Annotated in this window: 16 protein-coding genes and 1 pseudogene; 12 read left to right on the forward strand and 5 right to left on the reverse strand. The window is 62.4% G+C overall.

What is annotated here, in order from left to right:
* Positions 1-240: 240 nt before the first annotated feature.
* Positions 241-444, forward strand: a complete 204-nt coding sequence (locus ABL844_RS32160; protein ID WP_418132153.1) for an autotransporter outer membrane beta-barrel domain-containing protein — start codon at positions 241-243, stop codon at positions 442-444.
* A gap of 149 nt (positions 445-593) precedes the next feature.
* Here ABL844_RS32160 and ABL844_RS32165 read toward each other — a convergent pair whose 3' ends face one another.
* A complete protein-coding gene (locus ABL844_RS32165; protein WP_418132154.1) occupies positions 594-842 on the reverse strand; it encodes a hypothetical protein in 249 nt (82 codons plus the stop codon).
* Positions 843-1,410: 568 nt separating this feature from the next.
* Between ABL844_RS32165 and ABL844_RS32170 the strand changes: the two genes are divergently transcribed.
* Both ABL844_RS32170 and ABL844_RS32175 read left to right on the forward strand, forming a co-directional pair.
* Positions 1,411-1,683: a hypothetical protein gene (locus tag ABL844_RS32170; RefSeq protein WP_418132155.1), complete on the forward strand. Its 273-nt coding sequence runs from the start codon at positions 1,411-1,413 to the stop codon at positions 1,681-1,683.
* A gap of 215 nt (positions 1,684-1,898) precedes the next feature.
* Positions 1,899-2,117 (forward strand): hypothetical protein, encoded by a 219-nt coding sequence (locus ABL844_RS32175; RefSeq protein WP_418126118.1) that lies wholly within the window; start codon positions 1,899-1,901, stop codon positions 2,115-2,117.
* A 291-nt stretch (positions 2,118-2,408) separates the two neighbouring features.
* Here ABL844_RS32175 and ABL844_RS32180 read toward each other — a convergent pair whose 3' ends face one another.
* Positions 2,409-4,034, reverse strand: a complete 1,626-nt coding sequence (locus tag ABL844_RS32180; RefSeq protein ID WP_418132156.1) for a tannase/feruloyl esterase family alpha/beta hydrolase — start codon at positions 4,032-4,034, stop codon at positions 2,409-2,411.
* Between the two features lie 102 nt (positions 4,035-4,136).
* Here ABL844_RS32180 and ABL844_RS32185 point away from each other — a divergent pair, with 102 nt between their 5' ends.
* The 7 genes and pseudogenes from ABL844_RS32185 (at position 4,137) to ABL844_RS32215 (ending at position 11,538) form a co-directional block, all read left to right on the forward strand.
* Positions 4,137-4,832 (forward strand): Crp/Fnr family transcriptional regulator, encoded by a 696-nt coding sequence (locus ABL844_RS32185; RefSeq protein WP_418132158.1) that lies wholly within the window; start codon positions 4,137-4,139, stop codon positions 4,830-4,832.
* A 387-nt stretch (positions 4,833-5,219) separates the two neighbouring features.
* Entirely contained in the window at positions 5,220-5,942 is a 723-nt protein-coding gene (locus ABL844_RS32190; RefSeq protein WP_418132159.1) for a lysostaphin resistance A-like protein, read from the forward strand.
* Between the two features lie 375 nt (positions 5,943-6,317).
* Positions 6,318-6,907 (forward strand): annotated as a pseudogene (locus ABL844_RS32195) (transposase); the annotation flags it as partial.
* A gap of 235 nt (positions 6,908-7,142) precedes the next feature.
* Entirely contained in the window at positions 7,143-8,039 is an 897-nt protein-coding gene (locus tag ABL844_RS32200) for a hypothetical protein (RefSeq protein WP_418132160.1), read from the forward strand.
* Positions 8,040-8,257: 218 nt separating this feature from the next.
* The gene (locus tag ABL844_RS32205) at positions 8,258-8,848 is read left to right on the forward strand and encodes a hypothetical protein (protein ID WP_418132161.1); all 591 of its coding nucleotides are present in this window, start codon (positions 8,258-8,260) and stop codon (positions 8,846-8,848) included.
* 118 nt (positions 8,849-8,966) lie between these two features.
* On the forward strand, positions 8,967-10,682 hold the full coding sequence (locus tag ABL844_RS32210) for a ShlB/FhaC/HecB family hemolysin secretion/activation protein (protein ID WP_418132162.1): 1,716 nt from the start codon (positions 8,967-8,969) through the stop codon (positions 10,680-10,682).
* A gap of 133 nt (positions 10,683-10,815) precedes the next feature.
* Positions 10,816-11,538, forward strand: coding sequence for an AP2/ERF family transcription factor (locus tag ABL844_RS32215; RefSeq protein ID WP_418132163.1), 723 nt, complete (start codon positions 10,816-10,818; stop codon positions 11,536-11,538).
* 189 nt (positions 11,539-11,727) lie between these two features.
* On the opposite strand, the gene ABL844_RS32220 is transcribed toward ABL844_RS32215, so the two are convergent.
* Complete coding sequence (locus ABL844_RS32220) at positions 11,728-12,201, reverse strand: hypothetical protein (protein WP_418132164.1); 474 nt, start codon at positions 12,199-12,201, stop codon at positions 11,728-11,730.
* 788 nt (positions 12,202-12,989) lie between these two features.
* Between ABL844_RS32220 and ABL844_RS32225 the strand changes: the two genes are divergently transcribed.
* Together ABL844_RS32225 and ABL844_RS32230 are read left to right on the forward strand one after the other, a co-directional pair.
* Positions 12,990-13,691 carry a DUF6088 family protein gene (locus ABL844_RS32225; RefSeq protein ID WP_418132165.1) on the forward strand — a complete coding sequence of 234 codons (702 nt, stop codon included), beginning with the start codon at positions 12,990-12,992 and terminating at the stop codon, positions 13,689-13,691.
* Positions 13,688-14,725, forward strand: coding sequence for a nucleotidyl transferase AbiEii/AbiGii toxin family protein (locus ABL844_RS32230; RefSeq protein WP_418132166.1), 1,038 nt, complete (start codon positions 13,688-13,690; stop codon positions 14,723-14,725). The genes ABL844_RS32225 and ABL844_RS32230 overlap by 4 nt, the downstream gene beginning before the upstream one ends.
* 153 nt (positions 14,726-14,878) lie before the next feature.
* Here the strand turns inward: ABL844_RS32230 and ABL844_RS32235 are convergent, their stop codons facing one another.
* Positions 14,879-17,167, reverse strand: a complete 2,289-nt coding sequence (locus tag ABL844_RS32235) for a molybdopterin-dependent oxidoreductase (RefSeq protein ID WP_418132167.1) — start codon at positions 17,165-17,167, stop codon at positions 14,879-14,881.
* A 9-nt stretch (positions 17,168-17,176) separates the two neighbouring features.
* Entirely contained in the window at positions 17,177-18,154 is a 978-nt protein-coding gene (locus ABL844_RS32240) for a Bug family tripartite tricarboxylate transporter substrate binding protein (RefSeq protein ID WP_418132168.1), read from the reverse strand.
* Between the last annotated feature and the right edge of the window lie 20 nt (positions 18,155-18,174).

The following is an 18,174-nucleotide window of genomic DNA, read 5'->3' on the forward strand; positions in this document are numbered from 1 at the left end:
GTCCGAAGACTCGTGGAATTCAAGGAACGGATGTCTGGCTGACAGGTGCGAAACGTTTGAAGCGTGCTCGGGACAAACGCCATGCAGCCGCGAGGCGACTGCCCGGCGCGGTCGCGCTGGAGCCGTTCGCCGCGCTGGCCCACGTGCGCGTGAAGAGCGACTCCTTCTTCGAACGCGGTGGGCTGTCCGCGCTGCATTGGCGGGGGTGGCAGCGTCGACGCCACCTTCTCCACGCTGGGGGTGCGCGCCAGCACGCATGCGTTTGCGGGCAGCATTCTGTTCACGATCTCGGGCGTGCCGCTGGCGAAGAATGTGGCGGTACTGGAAGCGGGGGTGGAAATGCAGCTGCGCCCCAACCTCAAGTCGGGAGCAGCCTATTCGGGGCAGTTCGGTGGCGGGCTGAAGGACCACGGCTTCAAGGCCAGTCTGAACTGGACGTTCTGATGACACCCCCGCGTGGGCGAAGCCAGTGCAAGACGAGTGTCCATTGCGCTGACCTGCTGAGACTGGTGCGACGAATGCACCGGTGTCTCCTGGAGACGCGGGCAGTGCTTTGTGCCACCGCCGAGGTCGACCGATGCTGAAGGAATGCGCTATTGAGATGGCCGAAAGGCAGCGTGCTTGTGCACTCTTTCCTGCCGCAACAGGAAGCCTTCAACGGCAAGACGCACGCGTGAGAAAGCCGCCTCAGGCGTTGACTGATTGATGGCAACGATCAGGCAACGCATCTCGCCACAGTAGAGCAGTTCGGCCCGCAACGTTACAGGCTGGCCGTTTCCGCCTTGGCGAAACACGACCGCGCTCCACCCGTTTGGCAACAGTGCATCCAATTCGCCGTCCATGGGCCCCGGATATGCAGCATCAAAGGTCCGCTGCTCGTAGGACGTTGCCGCATCGCGTGTCCTAGCAGCGTTTCCCCATCTGGGCCCGCCACCGCTGCGGCCCTTTTGGGGTGTGCGGTCGCCTGGCCTGGCTATGGCGCTTACCGTCGTGTGCGCCTACCTTGGCCATGAGCCTTGGGTCGGCGCTGGGAAGCGCTACGCGGACCCCCTGCTGTGTCCACGCTGGTGGAACGAAAACGGCGCAGATGATCCTGCGGTGGTGATGACGAAAGGCCCGCGTGAAGATTGGCCTCGACGCGAAGGCGGGTCTGTTCTGTGTCGAAGATGCTGAGCGGAGCGCCCTAAGAATTGAAAAATGGCGCTCATGCAGCCTGCCGCGCCACCGTTGTCAGGGGCGTGTGCTTTGCCGAGAGGGCCGGCGCTTCTCCAGCCTGGGCGGTTGTCAAAAAACCCCTCCAGTGCCATCTATTAGAGTGACAGGCCGCGATGGCGCGTATGGTGGGTGGGCTTGTTGCTTGTGCCCATCATCGATCCGGGTGCCACGCTCATGCCGAGTACTGGAGGAGCCATGGAAGGCGAGACTTTTGCCTATGACGGCATATCGGGACAGTGGCTCTGTTCCCTGAGTTTCTCAAAGGGACCTGAGGGCACTTTCTGCGCCGTGGCGGATATTGCTTTTTGCGGCGAGCCACGTTGCAAGCTGGTGCTCAGCGCGCCGCATGTCGACCATGGCGAGGGCATCGAAGCATTGAAGCGCAAGTGCATCGAATGGATCGACAAGGCCGAGGACGAAGCCGTGCGCGAGATCCCCTCCAAAAGAAAATCCCCCGAAGCGGGTTGAAGGGACAGCCGGTGGAGGGAGGAAGGAGAGAAGTGGCTGCCCTGACTAAAAGTGTAGTAGTTTGGGATTCAAGGTAAAGCAATCTGCGGAGAGTGGGGAGTGCGACTGACCACGTTCCCTTCGATATGTCGGTCCATCGAACGGCTCGGTGCTTGAGGCCGCAGGAATCTATCCTTGTATGGGTAGCCCTTCGGACGAACTGTGGAGGAATTGCAATGCCCATGGACTTCCTGCGAAGCATCGAGGAGGCCTCTTTCCCTCTGGCCATCCATGACGAGGCCGATGTGCAGCGTGCCGCCGTTCTGGTGGCCGCCAAGCTGATCGAGGCGAACCTGCCTGAGCCGGACGACGACATGGGGCGTTCCGGCGTGATTCTGCGCATCACGCCGCTCGGACGGGCTGAGCTCGCACGATTGCGACAGCCGCGCGTATGAAAAATCCGAGGCCGCAGCTGCTTGCAGCTATGCGAGTCGGCCGTCGCGGTTCTGCTGCCCGAGAGACACCGAGGAAAGCGCATCTGCTCGTGTCATACACGAGAAGAGGATGTTTGATCATCGGGATGTGACGCAGAGGCCTTGAAGGCATTGCGCAGCCGGTTCAAGAACTCCGTCGCATCACAGTGCGCGATAGGCAGCAAGCGCCAGCGAAACATCGCTTCACGCTCGGCCGATGTCCGTCGAGCCCTTGCCACGGCGGCTCCGACCGACTCCAGGTTGCCAAGTCGCTCAAGAACTCTGGCAGCTGTAGCTGTCCGCCGAATTGATGTCGCCGCTGCCTTTGTATTTCGGGAAGCTCGGGTACTTGCACAGGGGCCGCGCCAGCACGGGCGCTTTGGTCGTTGGATCGAGCTTCGTTGCCACGACATTCTGCGTGGAAGGCTTTGCGCCGCCTTCTCGCCACTTTGCGACAGCATCCACGAGGTCGACCGTGTCGGGGCCGACGCCCCCAGCGCAATGTTGAACGCCGGGCTGGAGGAAGAACTCCATCGAGGCATCGCGCGTGGACGCGCCGCCAACCGCAGTCGCGACGTCCTTGAAGTATTTGACCGAGCCCTTGTAGCTGATCGCCCAGTCGTTCGTTCCATGAGCAAGGATCATCTTGCCGCCTTGTCCGAAGAAGGAGCGCAGGTCGGGCGTCGCATCGAGCGTGGTGGCGGCCAGGCGCAGCCCTGCGGAGTAGAACTCCGGGTCGAAACCAAGCACGTTGAAGGACGGATCGCCGGTGACCCAGTACTTCACCAAGCCGCTGCCGAACTGGAACTGCAGGCCCGTGCCACCGATGGCCGAGCCGGTCACCCAAACCGGCCAGCCCAGGTCTTCACCGCCGGGCCCCCAGCCCGGATAGACGGTGGTTCCGTCCGCACGCTTGAGCTCGGAGTAGATCGTCTTGGCGGTTGCGATCTGCGGGTCGGTCAGGCAGGTATCGGCATCGCCTGCGGTGCAGCGCAGCACCGACGGGTCGAAGGTGCAGGTGTCCTGATTGCTCACGATGCCGTCGGCAACACCATCGAGGTTGTCGCATTGCGCAGTGACGGCCTTGCCGATGAGCGAGACCTTCGCATCGCTGAGTTGCCCGCCCGGCGCGGCGAGCGCCTTCCCGTTCGCAACGAAAGCCTGGAACAGTTCGGTAAACGAGTAGGCGGGCGCACGCACGACGATCCCGTCGAAGTCGTTCGGAAAGCGCGTGGCCTGGATCAATGCCTCCCTGCCGCCATTGGAGCAACCCTCGAAATAGCTGAACTCGGCATCCGAGCCATAGCGCTTGCGAACGATTTCCTTGGCGATCTCATTGACCGAATGGATCGAAAGGTAGCCGAAGTCCGCCTGGGCCGTGGGATTGTTCAGGAAGACCGAGGCATCCAGGGCATCCCCTTGGCGACCCCCGTCCGAGGCGACGAGCACGTAGCCGGCGGTTGAACCGCTTGGCGAGATGGGGGCGATGTTGATGCTGCCGTCCCAACCGCCGCCGCCGGCATACAAGAGCCTGTGGTTCCATTCGGTGGGTAGATGCACCTCGAAGTTGAGCGTGCCATGAAGGGTGCCCGTGACCTTGCAGTACTCCGCGGCTGCTGCGGCAGCGGGAACGAGCGTGGCCTCCTTCAGCATCGCACCGGCGAGCGAAGCGCCGGCGAAGACGGCGCACTTCTCCTGCGCCGACGCGACCGGCGAGGGCGTCGGCGATGGCGATGGCGATGGCGATGGCGATGGCGATGGCGATGGCGATGGCGGAGTTTGCGTGGGCGTGGATGTCGGAAACAGCATCGGCAAGCTGCTTCCACCACCGCCCCCGCCGCAGGCCACCAGCAGGCTGATGGACAGTGCGCAGGTTGTCATCGAGAGAGGGTTTTTCATGATTTGTCTCCTGTTCGTGCTGCCACATAAACTCGGGCGCCCCAGGCATGTCGCCTGCGCAGCGCATGCTAGGCAGTAAGGCCGAGGAAGAAAGTCTTTCCAATGACAAAGCACGTGCAGACCATCTCGACGTTGCGCGCGGCTGCCTGGGCTCGCGGACTGACGCAGGAGCAACTTCAACGTGTCGAACTGGAGACGCAGGACCGGTTCTATTCAGCCGGCGAGATCGTCTGCCACAAGTCAAGTCCTGCGACGCACTGGATCGGCGTTGTCGATGGGATGGTCAAGGTCGACGTCCTGGCGGCGGACGGCAGAAGCACCACCTTGACGGGGGTATCCAATGGTGGCTGGCTTGGGGAGGGTTCTGTGCTCAAGGGCGAATCGCGTCCCTATGGCGTTGTCGCCTTGCACGACAGCCGCATCGCGCTGATGCCCAGCCAGACCTTCCATTACCTGGTCGCCCACAGCTTGAGCTTCTGCCATTTCATGATGCACCAGCTCAACGCGCGGCTTGGTCAGTTCATTGCGCTTGCCGAGAGCTATCGGATGCACGACATCAACTCGCGCGTGGCGAGTTGCCTGGCTGAGCTCTTCAATCCTCAACTCAACCCGCAGACCCATCCGGTGCTTCACATATCGCAGGAGGAGATTGGCCGGCTCGCCGGCATTTCTCGCCAGGTCGCCCACCGTGCGCTGCACGAACTGGAGGAGGCGGGTCTGCTTCGCATCCGCTACGGCAGCATCGACGTGCTGAACGTCGAGGGTCTTCGGTCGTACGTGCGCGAACACGCGGAGTGAGCGCGTTGTGCGGTCCGATCGTCGTCACCTCCAAGGCGGCACGGAAATGGTCGCGACAGCGAATCTGGTCGGAGCAGTTCCGGCACGCTGGTCCCGGCTGATGCAAGCCCTTGGGCCCGACACCTTTAACCACCCGTCAGGCACCAGGCAAACCACTCTCCAATCGGCGGGGGCAGGGGAGGCAGGTTGAACCGTGCTGCGAGCGAGGTTCGTACGGCTGCCCGGCGGGGCCAGTTGTCGCGTGTCAGTGCCTTGAATGTTCAAGATTTTCTGCGCGTCGCTTCGGCAAGCTGGGAGGTCGATCAAGCGACCTCGATCGATGTACGCAGCCACGGAAGTCTTTGGCCCTCGAGCGGAATCGGCGTGGAAGACATATGCTCCATCCCGATGGCCTCATCGTCTTCTCTACTCTTCGACTATCTCATTTCGATTCTGCCGCCGGGGCTGCTCGCGCTGACTCTGCTGCTGGCCATTCCGCGCACTTTGGTTGCGGCACGGCTTGGCGTCCACATCCTGTTCTTCATCTTCGCGCGAGATGCGATGAGCCCTGCAGGCTTCTGGCAGCTGGGTCCGGGCTCCATGCGGCTGGCAGCGCCGACGCCTGTGCTGTTCGCATTGGCGGGCATGTCGGCCGTGTTGTTCACGAGCGTGGCCTGGCTCGAGCGCCTGGCATGGTGGAGGGGCGTGCGTCCGGCGGCCTCGGTCCTGTATGGCGTACTTGGCGCGTTGGTCATCACCGGGGTGGCTGCCGCGTTGAAAACGGCCCTGGGTCTGTCCTCTCTGCCGAAGCCTGGTCCGGCATTGCTCGGCCCGATCCTTGTCTTCGCACTGCTGGGTAATGCCTATGAGGAGTTGCTGTTCCGGGGCATGCTTCAGCAGCGACTGAGGCAGCACATGGCACCGATGCGTGCAGTCGTCGTGGCAGCCGTACTCTTCAGCCTGTGCCATGTGTGGCTGGCGGTGATCGTCACGCGTGTGGGCCTGCCAGTGTTGGTCTTCACGTTGATCGAAGGGCTGGTCGCGGGCCTCGTGTACCAGCGTGCCGGACTGCCCGCTGCCGCGCTGACGCATGGCTTGGCCATCGCTGCACTCGCGAGTGGACTGTATTGAGCTTTTAAGGAAGATCTAACATGGGCGCCTCCCGGATCACAAGCAGCTCGTGGCATGAAGAAGCAGGAGGCGGCAGGGATGCAGTCTTATATCCGGCCTGTTGTGCAGGCTGATACGCCCGCTGGCCCTGATGGTTTTCGCTGACAAGGTTCCCCTCTGAACATCGAACTTGGTGCCCTCATTCCCTATCGGGGCGTCCTCGTCTCGATCCGACCTGTCTGGCCCATCATATTGATTTCCATCCAGAAGTGACCCAGTTGGCCCGGTGATTGGAGTGAACCCCTGCGGCTGGACCACCGGGAGTCAGATCTAAGCCGCTTGCTGGACCAGTTGATGGGGATGCGGACAAAAACTTGGACTACCAGGAGGTAGTTCATGTATTCATACGAAGACAGGATTCGAGCGGTCGAGCTGTACGTCAAGCTCGGCAGACGGGTCAAGGCGACCATTCGCCAATTGGGATACCCGACCAAGAATGCGTTGAGAAGTTGGCATCGGGATTACGAGCGGCGGTCCGACTTACCAAAGGGCTATGCGCGCTCGAAGCCCAAGTATTCTCAAGAGCAGAAGGAGGTGGCTGTCAGGCACTACCTTGATCATGGGAGCTGCATCGCATTCACCATCAGGGCGTTGGGCTATCCGGGACGCGATTCGCTGCGTTCCTGGATCCACGAATCACACCCCGAGCTGCACATTCGTGTCGTCGGCCGATTCAAAGGGATAGCGAGGCCGCCCGCGATGAAACAGGCGGCTGTCATCGCGTTGTGCACGCGACAGGAAAGTGCACAGGCCGTGGCCCAAGAGCTGGGCGTGTGCAGGCCGACGCTGTACAACTGGAAAAATCAGCTACTCGGTCGCGAGGCTCCTGCATCCATGAAGCATCAACACATTTACCGCCATCCCCAGAGCGGGAGGACCTGGAGCGCCAGCTCGAGGCCCTGCGACGCGATATCCGACGATTGCAGCGCCTTCCGCGTTCAACAACTTCTTGCGGCAGGCTATCAATTAAAACCAATGGTCGTCAACGTTAGTATCCCAAGGCAAAACACCAGCGGCTTGGCTAGCGCAACCGTCATCCCGTTAAACTGAAAATTCAAAGAAACCGCCATGAGGTACGAGCCAAAACGCATTGGAGTTCACAAGGGCTGGGAGAGATTCTGGCGATCTGCCTGCAAGGGGAGCGAGAGTGAGTTGGCATCCGTGCATGACGCCAACCGGAAAGCCAAGCTCAACGAATTCGTCGAAACTGGAGCAATCGCTGTTCCTGAGGAATTCAGGAACCAAAAGCTCCCCAGCGTCAATCCGCCCTTTGCTCGGTGGGAGGGCGCCGATGTCAGCCTCCTGCTAATTGGTGATGCCAACGAGAAGGAGTTCTCGTTTGAGCGCGTGATGAACGAGGGAAGGCCAGATCTGAGTCTTGCAGGCAATGCATTTGCAGCGTACTACCTCTCTCAGATTGGCCGTTTGCACACCGAGCTTTGGTATCCCACGCGATTCGGCCGCAAGTTCAATAACCTTTCGGTGCGCGATATCCCTTTTACGGCGCTCGGTATGGTGCTGGATGCGCAGCCGAGGGCAGAGAGGCTGGCGCTGGCGCATCTCGCAGCATATCGGGGGGGTAGATTTAGAGATACTCTGTACCATCCCCTCTTCATCTATATCTTCCGCGTCCTTGCCAGCTACTTCGACCAACCAGATATTGAAGTGACTGGGGATGCGGAGAAGGACGAAGTGACCCAGGCCCTTTTCGCGCTTTGGCGAACTCCGAATGTCGATCAGTTGGTCGACGTTTGCCTGGACACTCTGGATCAGCATACGCATCGCTGTCGTGTAGGCGATGCGCGTCACTTCTACGAATTCGAAGATTGCCATTGGATTCGTCTGCCCATCGAAATCTGGCTGACGTTTTGCCTTCGTGAAAAGCTGGGGCTGCAGAACCCGGTGCTCGATCATCCGTTGATGCCGAAGTTGGACTACCGAGAGCTTCGGCAGGTCGGCTGGCAGCCAAGTGTTCTTGTCCAGGGCGTATACGACCGCATGCTGAAAGAAGGCATGGATGAAGATCAGGTGCTGAGCGGCATCATGGTCAACGGATAGGCCTTCGCAGTTGATCGGATTCAGAGGGCGCCAGACTGATTGCGAAGGCAGTTTGCGGCACGTTCGGGCCATTCATCCATTTTTCCATGCGTATCAAACTCTTAGCCTCTCTTCTTGCATTCGGCCTACTGGGAGGTTGTGCCCGATCGCCTGTCACGCCTGTGCAGCGGGCTCCTGTGACACGAGTCATCGTGGTCCCCGTGGCGCCAATCGACAAGATGCACACCGAGAACAAGGGCATCCCGCTCGGGGTGTTGTGGCAGTCAGTGGCAGACCGCATCAAGAGTTCAGACTTCAATGAACGTATGGAGGCCACGCGAAAAGACATGGGGCCGAAGCTTACTGCGGCACTGGTTCGGCAGTTGGCTGCCCAAGGCTACGAAGCGCAGGCGGTGGAAGTCGCTTCGGGGCGACCGATGCAGTCTGCTATCGATGAAAGCAAGCTGCCCCCGACGGACGCGGTTCTGCGCGTCTACCTCAACGAGGTCGGCATGTTTTCCGCTCGCTTCTCAAGGGACTATGTTCCGCGCGTCAACCTGAGTGCCTATCTGATTCGAGGCGAGACGGAAGACAGCCTCTACAGCGAAACACTCTACTACGGTGCTGACGCAACGAACGAGAAGGCATCGTGGAGCGTGCCAGCGAACTCTGACCATCACTGGTCGAGCTTCAGTGAATTGGTCGAGCATCCGCAGGAGGTCGCTCAAAGCTATGACCATGCGGTCAATGCACTGGCGACAAGGGTTGCCCAAAACATTCGCGCGCAGGTTTTACCAAGCACGGTGGTTGCGCGATCCGTAGTGCCTTAACTCCTACGTTGTGCGAATGATGTTGCACGCGCGGTCTTGAGCACTGCTTGCATCGCCGCTGTGTGGTGTGATCATAAGAAATGATGAGGGAGAGAAATTGAGAACGAATTCGCGTGCCATGCTGGCCGGTGTACTTATTGGCAGTCCTCTGCTGGCTCAAGCGCAGGTGCCAAGTGCCCCGCAGCCTTTTGTTGAGCAGCAACGCCAGCAAGAGCGTGAACGCGCCCTTCGTGAGCAGAACGAACGCACTACTGATCGGCGCCCCAAGGCTGCTCCGCCAGCCCCTGTGCAGCGCATTCCCGAATCCGAGTCGCCATGCTTCCGCATCGACCGCGTGCTGCTGGTTGGCGAGCAGTCCGAGTCCTTCCAATGGGCTGTTGCCGATCTGTCCGGCCCTGAAGGCAATGATCCGCCTGTCGGTCGCTGCCTTGGTACGGTCGGCGTCAATGTCGTCCTCGCACGTGCGCAGCAAGCTGTCATCGCCCGCGGCTTCGTCACCACTCGCGTACTGGCTGCGCCGCAGGACCTGTCGACTGGCACACTGGCGCTCTCGTTGGTTCCCGGTCGCATCGCAGCCATTCGGACGACATCCGATTCCTCATCTACGCTGCTCGGCAGTTCCGCCTTGCTGGCCACAGCTATCCCCGCCCGCCCTGGCGACCTGCTGAACCTGCGCGACATCGAACAGGGCCTGGAGAACCTCAAGCGCGCCCCGACCGCCGAAGCCGATATCCAGATTGAACCGTCAACCAACCCCAACGCCAAGCCCGGCGACAGCGACCTCGTCGTCAAGTACGTCCAGTCCAAGAAGTGGCGCGTCACCCTCAGCCTCGACGACAGCGGCACCGAAGCCACCGGCCGCTACCAGGCCGGTGCCACCCTGTCCCTGGACAACCCCTTCGGCCTGAACGACCTGTTCTACGTCAGCGCCAACCACAACATCAACAACCACGTCTTCGGCGACCCGGCCAAGGGCACTGAGGGCCAGACCGTTCACTACTCGCTGCCGTACGGATACTGGCTGCTGGGCCTCACGGCCTCCAACAGCCAGTACCACCAGAGCGTCGCAGGCCTGAACCAGGACTACGTCTACGCCGGCAAGTCCAACAACGCCGAGGTCAAGCTCTCTCGCCTCGTCTATCGCGACCAGAGCCGCAAGACGAGCATTGCGATCAAGGGCTGGCGCCGCGAGTCGCGCAACTTCGTGGACGACACCGAGGTCGAGGTGCAGCACCGCGTGGTCGGCGGCTGGGAGCTCAGCCTCAATCACAAGGAGTACATCGGCGAGGCGACGCTGGAAGGCACGCTGGCCTACAAGCGCGGCACCGGTGGCTTCGGCTCGCGCGTCGCGCCGGAAGAGGAGTTTGGCGAAGGCACTTCGCGCCTGAAGCTCTACACCGCCGACATCAGCCTCAACGCACCTTTCAAGCTCGGCGAGCAGAAGATGCGCTACTCAGGCCTGATCCGCGCCCAATGGAACCGCACGCCATTGACACCGCAAGACCGCTTCACCATAGGTGGGCGCTATACGGTGCGCGGCTTCGACGGCGAGACGAGCCTGATGGGCGAGCGCGGGTGGCTCATGCGCAATGACATCGGCTGGGCTATGGGTCAAAGTGGAGCAGAGCTGTATGTCGGTGCCGACTACGGCCACGTCGGTGGCCGCTCGACGGTCGATCTGCTCGGTCGCAGTCTGGCCGGTGCTGTCATCGGCGTGCGCGGCCAGGGGAGCAAGCTGAGCTACGACTTCTTCGTCGGCACGCCGATCAGCAAGCCGGAGGGCTATCGCACCGCGAAGGTCACGTTGGGCTTCAATCTCAACGCGAGTTTCTAAGAAGATGGCGAAGGCTGTACTTTCCCAAAGCGGCAACGCTGCAGCGTTGGTGCGAAGCGTGGGTGACCCATCGCTTGCCCCCTCCCTGTCCTCCGAAGCGGACTCGCGCAAGAACCGTTTCCGCTCATCCTCCATGTACGGCATCACGTGCACGAGTGACGGCAGAGGCTGGTATGTCTGCCTGATCCGCCAGAAGGTCACATATGCCAAGACCTTCACTTTCAGCGTCTACGGAGGCAAGGACGCGGCACTGGTCCATGCGCGGGCGTGGCGCGACGAGACGGCAAAGACACACCCGCCGGTGCCCCGACAGGCGGAGGCCGACAAGATCCGCCGCAACAACAAATCGGGCGTAGTCGGTGTCGTGGCCTTGAAGAACGCGCAGGGCAAGGTCACGGGTTGGATTGCCCAGACCTACCTGGGACCGGGCAATCATGTCAGCAAGTACTTCAGTCTCAGTCGGTTCGGCGAAGACGAAGCCAAGCGGCTCGCGATTGCCGAGAGACAAAAGCAGCTTGGGCAGATGGCTGGCCTGCGGCGTGTGCACCCTGCGGAAGAACTGGTCCGGTACGCACCAAATCGCGAAATCAAACCTGCACCCGAGCGCGTTGCGCATTCCGACCGTTTGCTAGCGTCGAACACCACGGGCATCGTCGGTGTGACCCTGGAAAAGGACAAGACAGGTAGAGCGAGACGATGGATCGCCACGACGCGCGTGGACGACAAACAGCTGAGCAAGAGCTTCTCGGTGCTGATTCACGGGTACGAGGAGGCGAAAGCATTGGCTACCGCTGCGCGCACGGAACAACTACGACTCAAGGAAATCTCACGGCTTCAGACTAAGAATTCCAACTGAAAGAGACCAGGTCGGGTGGTTCCCGGACGGCCCTTTTACGGATGTCGCAGAAACACCGACTTCACTTGCCCTAATTAAGACGCAAACTGACCCGTACTTGCGAAGCTTGTAGTTGCCGGGTCAGTAGTTCCAGCGTGTCCAGCACATGACCTACGACATCGGGTGCGCGTGTCGCAAGCGGCTTGATGTTCATCGGCAATCTTGTTCGGATCCGGAGGCTTCTTGGTCGGCCAGCAACTGCTGATGGAGCTTTCTTGCAGCACCGCCGGTGTCGGCCAGCGGAAGAACCGGAAGGCCGGCAGCGTGCGCGCGCTGACCGATCTCCAGGGTGCCTCCAGCTCCGCCGACAAGAATGACGAACTGAGCCTGATGGATGCTCTCGGTGTATTCCGCCTCGCCTTTCGTCACGCTCCTGAGTTGTCCCACTTCTAACGGCGGTTTCCTGTTCCGGGTCATCACGTACATCAACCTCGAATCGAGCGATGCGTCGGGCGCGTCGAGTTCCAGCTCTTCAACGAAACTGCGGATGACTGCCTGATCCACACCCGGCCAAGCTCCTGTCACGAGACCGTAGCCGCCGCGGGCCAAACCGATGCCCAGTGCCTCGCAGGTGCGAGTGAGCTTCAGGCTGAGCTTGCTCTTGTCTCCTGTTCCTGCGATCAAAACCCATGCACGCGGGGCGCCAGTTTCGACCGGTGGAATGCCTCTGGGGGCGATGGCGGTTGTGGGCGCACGCTTCAGGAGGCGCCATGATGGGTCGCCGTAGCATTGAAACGAGCCCCAGCTTGGATCGGAAGGGGTGTGGGAGCCAGCATTGCTGCCGAGCTTTCTGCATCGCTTCGATCAACGGCAAGCCTTGCGTCAGCGCCTCGTAGAAAGCGATCGCGAAATCTCTCGCAGGCTCAGCATTGAGTGGCCAAAGCAGCCGACGACGGCTTGGGCTCCCAATCAGGGCTCCCAATCAGGGCTCCCAATCGGATTAGCTCCGGGGCTATCGCTGCTGTGTAGTGAGCGCTCAGGAAAATAAGCTCCGGAATACGTTCCAGTGAGGAAAACTCTTGCAGGGTGAGTCGACTGCCTCCATCTAGCGGTATCTCCACTCGATCGGCCATGCTGTTGTTGCTGAGGTCAGCTCCGAAGCCCGTTGAAACGTGTTTTTGCGCGCCGTGACCGCGCGGGGGCGCCGCCGTCATACAGATCCGATGTGGAACAGACGAGCTCCGCGCGAAGCGCCCTTGCCATGGAACATCAAGGCGGGGGGTGAGCGGGGTTCCTTGGGATGCGGTGCAAGTGATATTGCGACATGGCTACAAATAGATCTCGATTCGGCTCACGCTACGCTTCTCGCTCGTTTGGATCGCAAAGGTGTCCGAAATATGTATGTAAATTTCGGACAGATGCATTTGACTTTTGTCCGAAAAATGTATATATTTTTCGGACAGGAGCTGTTCATGTCCGACATTGCGACCCGTATCTCATCGCTGATCGACGCTTCCGGGCCCGGCCATGTCTGGGTTCCGTCCGATTTCGCGCAGCTTGGCTCCCGGGATGTCATCGACAAGACCTTGCAGCGCATGACCCAGCGCGACCAACTCCGCCGCATTGACCGGGGGCTCTACGACAAGCCCGTCACAAACAGGCTTACCAAGCGCACGACCACCCCCGACTATCGGGCAATCATTGACGCGATTGCCCGCCGCGACAACCTGCGGATCCTGGTTGACGGCATGACGGCCGCGAACGATCTGGGCCTGACCGATGCCGTCCCAGCTCACGTCACCATCTATACCGACACCCGGCGCCGCTCCATCCAGCTCGACAAGCTGCTGATCGAGTTCAAGCTGTGCGCGCCAAGCCGGTTGTATTGGGCGGGCCGTCCGGCCATGCGCCTGGTGCAAGCCTTGCACTGGCTGAAGGACACGCTGCCTTCGGATAGCGACCATATCCGACAAAAAATCGACAGGCTTCTGACGGACAAGAAGCAAGGCGATGCCATTCGCGATGACCTGACGCAAGGATTTGGCGCGCTTCCAATCTGGATGCAAGACTATCTGCGCCCCGTCCTTGATCTCATGCCAGACGCGGCAAGCGTTAGCCAGCCAACGCCTGTCCAGAAGAAATCGCACAGCGACATACCGGCAGGCGTGAAATGAACGAGGCCTATCAGACCGTCATCACTGCTGGTGACGAAGAACGCCGCGATCTGTTTCTTGGCACGGCGGCTCGTCTTGGCACTGCCGTCCAAAACGTCGAGAAAGACTTCTGGGTCTGCTGGACGCTCGATGCGCTTTTCAATGGACTGGAGCCCGGTGGTCCGCGCCTTCTCTTTAAAGGCGGGACATCGCTCTCGAAAGCCTTCGGCCTGATTTCACGGTTCTCGGAGGACATCGACATCACGGTGTTCCGCGAAGACCTGCGTCAGTACGTAGACGTGGCGGAACTTGAGGCCATGAGCGGCAAGAAGCGCCGTGCGCGGCTCGATGAAATCCGTGATGCATGCCGGACCTACATCGACGGCCCCTTCTTCTCGCAGTTGCAGGCTCGTGCAGCAGCAAACATTCCGGATGGCCGTTTCAGGCTTGAGAGAGATCCCGATGATGCAGACGGGCAAAGTTTGCTCCTTTGGTATCCGGCAGTCACAGCGCGCGAAGGCGACTACATCCGATCGGCGGTCAAGATCGAAGCGGGCGCGAAATCTGCACTCGATCCGCATACCCCAGCGACGGTGCGTCCTTACGTCGATGACGACCTCCCTGATCAGGATCTGGCTGTCTCCAATGTCGTGACGGTGAAGCCGGAACGGACCTTCTGGGACAAGATCACGATCCTCCATGGTCTCTACCAATGGCATGAGCGCCGGGGTGTCTTGCGTCACGGCGGCCAGCGCGTCTCGCGTCACTACTACGACGTGCATCGCCTGATGCAAACGGCGGATGCGTCGCAATGGCTGGCAGACAAAGCGCTAGCGGAAGATTGTGCGCGCCACGCGCGCCTTTTCTTCGGAAGTCCTGATCTGGGTCTTGAGACGGCCAAGGCGGGCAGCTTCACTCTGCTCCCTGCCCCGGCCATGATGGACGCCCTGCAACGGGACTACGACGCGATGACGGGGATGATTTTTGGACCGATCCCAACGTTAGATGAGGTGCTCGCCAGCGTGCGGAAAGCACAAGCTGCTGTCGATGCCTAGGCGGCACCCGCTGGCTGTTTCCATGTTGATCGAGATGGTTGTGGAGAGACTGAGACCGGCCATGAGCCGAGCGATCGTGTGAGGGTGCGACACGCGTCGAAGTAAGCTGGGCAGCGACGCGGGGTGCGGCAAACGGGGGACTGCATTCCCCGTTCAGAAGCGACCCGCGGGCACCGGGGGCTCGTAAGCCCGGATCGGCGGCAGCTCCTCGTCGAAGCGCTCGACCTGCACGGTGCTCAGCTGCCCCGCGCAGCCCTGTGCCAGCGAGGAGGTTCCGATGTCGCGCGTGAGCACGTTCGGATTGCCGTGCGCGCACATCGGCCTGTTGCTGGCGTCCAGCACGGGGTCGTACCACGCGCCGGTGGGCAGCTGCACCACGTCCTCGCGCATGTCCGCGCACAGGTGCGCGCTGGCCAGGCAGGCGCCGATCTCGTTGAAGAGGCGGACGATGTCGCCTTCGCGGATGCCGCGCGCGCTGGCAGCCTTCGGGTGCATGGTGCAGACCTCGCGCCCGTTGCGCTTGCTGGCCTGGCTGTGGGCGCCGAAGTCGAGTTGGCTGTGCAGCTTGGTGTGCGGCTGGTTGGCCACCAGCCACAGCGGATGCGCGGTGTCGGGCGCGAACTTCGGCGGCAGCCATGCCGGGTGGCCGGGGCAGTCCGCGTAGCCGAAGCCCGCCACGGTCGGCGAGCTGACCTGGATCTTGCCGCTGGGCGTGGCCAGCCGCGCGCCGTCCGGGTCGTTGCGGAAGGCGCGCAGGATGCCGCCGTCGTCGTCGCGCTGCGGCAGCGTGATCTCGCCGCGCTGCCAGAAGCTCTGGAAGTCCGGCGCTTCCAGGCCCAGTGATTCGAGGCCCGTGCGCGTGCGCTCGTACAGGTGCGCGAGCCATTGGCGCGTATCGCGTCTCTCGCTGAAAGCTTCGAGTCCGCCCAGGCGCTTCGCCAGGTCGCAGAAGATGTCGTAGTCGTCGCGCGCGAGTCCGTGCGGCTCGCAGATGCGGTGCATGGCCACCATCAGCGGATCGGTGGGCGTAGCGCCGATGTCCTCGCGCTCCAGCGTCATCGTGCAGGGCAGCACGATGTCGGCGTGGCGGGCCGTGGCGGTCCACGCGATCTCGTGCACCACGAAGGTGTCGAGCGTGCGGAAGGCTTCGCTCAGGCGCCGCAGGTCCTGGTGGTGGTGGAAGGGGTTGCCGCCGGCCCAGTAGGCGAGCCGGATGTGCGGGTAGGTGTGGCGCCGGCCGTTGTAGTCGAAGGGCTGGCCGGGGTTCAGCAGCATGTCGCTGATGCGGGCCACCGGAATGAACGCCTTCACTGCGTTGTCGCCCTGCGGCAGCGCGGCCGTGGGCACGGCGTTGTTGCGCTTGCCGTAGTGCGCCAGGGTGCCCAGCGCGTAGTTGTAGCCGCCGCCGGGCAGGCCCGGTTGCCCGAGCGCGGCCGCCAGTACCGCGCCCATCCACACGGGCTGCTCGCCGTGCTCGGCGCGCTGCAGCGAATGCGAGACCACCACCAGCACGCGCTTGCCGGGCAGCTCGCGCGCCAGGGCCTTCAGCCGCACCGCCGGAAGTCCGCAGATGGGCGCGGCCCACTCGCAGCTCTTCGCGACGCCGTCGCTTCGCCCCATGAGGTAATCCTCGAAGCTGTCCCAGCCGTCGCAGTAGCGCGCGATGAACTCGCGGTCATGCGCGCCATCGCTGACGATCTGGTGCACCAGCGCGAGCATCAGCGCGGTGTCGGTGCCGGGAACGGCAGGCAGCCATTCGAAGGCGGCTTCCTCGGGGAGGTCGCTCTTCAGCGGGCTGATGCTGACGAAGCGGCAGCCGCGCGCGGCTGCCGCGCGCATCGAATCGCGCTCGACGTGCCGGCTGATGCCGCCCGAGGCCACGCGCGAGTTCTTGAGCGCCATGCCGCCGAACGCAAGCACCACGTCGGTGTGCTCGACGATCTGCTCCCAGGTCACGTTGCGCCGTGCCACTTCCTCCATCGTGCCGATGACGTGCGGCAGCATCGGGCCCGAGGCGCCGGCGCTGTAACTGTTGACCGAGCGCACGTAGCCGCCGAGCGTGGTGTTCAGGAAGCGATGGACCTGGCTCTGCGCGTGATGGAAGCGCCCCGCGCTCGACCAGCCGTAGGAGCCGCCGAAGATGGCCTCGCAGCCGTGCTCGCGTTGCACGCGCCGCAGTTCCGTTGCGAGCCGGTCCAGCACCTCGTCCCAGGCCATGGGGACGAAGCCGTCCTCGCCGCGCCGCGCATCGGGGCCCGGTCCGCGTTCGAGCCAGCCGCGGCGCACCATGGGCGTGGTGACGCGAGCGCGGTGGTGGATGGCGGTCGTGAAGTTCTCGATCAGCGGATTCGGGTCCGGGTCGCCGGGATGCGGGCGGACGACGAGTGCGCCGTCTTTCCAGCCGGCGGAGAAGACGCCCCAGTGGGCGCTGTGCGGGCGCATGGCGTTGTGCTACTCCACCTTGAGGTTGCCGCGCTCGACGCCGCGCTTGTAGTTGGCGATGTCCTTCAGCACGAACTCCTTGAAGGCGGCGCCGGTGCGCGTCGCTTCCTGGGCGCCGTCCGCGCGGTACACGCGCAGTACCTCGGGCGCCTGCATGGCCTGCTTCACGGACTGGGTGATCTTGTCGATGACGGGCTTGGGCGTGCCCTTGGGCGCGGCCAGGCCGTACCACTGCGTCATCACCACGTCGATGCCTGACTCCTTGAGCGTGGGCACGTCGGGCATGCTGGGGATCCGCTTCTCGCTGCTGACCGCCAGCAGCCTCAGCTTGCCGCTGCTGATCTGTCCCATCAGCGGGGTGTAGGGCGCGAAGAAGCTGTCGACCAGCCCGCCCATGAGGTCGGTCATGACCGGACCCGATCCCTTGTAGGGGATGTGGAGCACGTCGAGGTTGCCCTGCTGCTTGACCATTTCCATCACGATCTGCGCCGCCCCGCCCGCGCCGGTGGAGGCGTAGGTGAGCTTGCCGCCCTTGGCCGCGGCGACGTAGTCCTTGATGGTCCTGATCTTCGAGTCGCCGCTGACCACCAGCCCGTAGGGTGTCTCCACCAGCTGGCTGATGAAGACGAAGTCGTCAGGCACCTTGTAGGGCAGGTTGGGGCGTATCGCGGGCGCGCTGCCGACGTTGCCGCTCATCGCCAGCAGCAGGGTGTAGCCGTCGGGCTTGGCCTGCGTCATCAGCTCGGCCGCGATGTTGCCGCCAGCGCCCGGCTTGTTGTCGACCACGACGGGCTTGCCGATGTGCTTGCCCAGTTCGTTGGCGATGGTGCGGCCGTAGAGGTCACCGCCGCCGCCAGGAGGAAAGCCGATCAGCAGCCGGATCGGCTGCTCCGGGTAGCCGGCGGCCGTGGCCATCGCTGCAGCGCCTGCCAGGCAGGCCGCGGCCACCATTCGGACGCAGCGCCCGATCGAAGAAGTTCTTTGCACGGGGTGTCTCCAGTCTGTTC

The sequence above is a fragment of the Variovorax sp. 278MFTsu5.1 genome, assembly GCF_048305045.1.
GTDB lineage: Bacteria > Pseudomonadota > Gammaproteobacteria > Burkholderiales > Burkholderiaceae_C > Variovorax > Variovorax guangxiensis.

Coding starts and splice junctions, on each gene's coding strand:
- ABL844_RS32215 (WP_418132163.1), top strand. CDS start 10,816: ATGTACGGCATCACGTGCACGAGTGACGGCAGAGGCTGGTATGTCTGC.
- ABL844_RS32190 (WP_418132159.1), top strand. CDS start 5,220: ATGGCCTCATCGTCTTCTCTACTCTTCGACTATCTCATTTCGATTCTG.
- ABL844_RS32210 (WP_418132162.1), top strand. CDS start 8,967: ATGCTGGCCGGTGTACTTATTGGCAGTCCTCTGCTGGCTCAAGCGCAG.
- ABL844_RS32170 (WP_418132155.1), top strand. CDS start 1,411: ATGGAAGGCGAGACTTTTGCCTATGACGGCATATCGGGACAGTGGCTC.
- ABL844_RS32235 (WP_418132167.1), bottom strand. CDS start 17,167: ATGCGCCCGCACAGCGCCCACTGGGGCGTCTTCTCCGCCGGCTGGAAA.
- ABL844_RS32225 (WP_418132165.1), top strand. CDS start 12,990: ATGTCCGACATTGCGACCCGTATCTCATCGCTGATCGACGCTTCCGGG.
- ABL844_RS32205 (WP_418132161.1), top strand. CDS start 8,258: ATGCACACCGAGAACAAGGGCATCCCGCTCGGGGTGTTGTGGCAGTCA.
- ABL844_RS32185 (WP_418132158.1), top strand. CDS start 4,137: ATGACAAAGCACGTGCAGACCATCTCGACGTTGCGCGCGGCTGCCTGG.
- ABL844_RS32180 (WP_418132156.1), bottom strand. CDS start 4,034: ATGAAAAACCCTCTCTCGATGACAACCTGCGCACTGTCCATCAGCCTG.
- ABL844_RS32230 (WP_418132166.1), top strand. CDS start 13,688: ATGAACGAGGCCTATCAGACCGTCATCACTGCTGGTGACGAAGAACGC.
- ABL844_RS32175 (WP_418126118.1), top strand. CDS start 1,899: ATGCCCATGGACTTCCTGCGAAGCATCGAGGAGGCCTCTTTCCCTCTG.
- ABL844_RS32165 (WP_418132154.1), bottom strand. CDS start 842: ATGGACGGCGAATTGGATGCACTGTTGCCAAACGGGTGGAGCGCGGTC.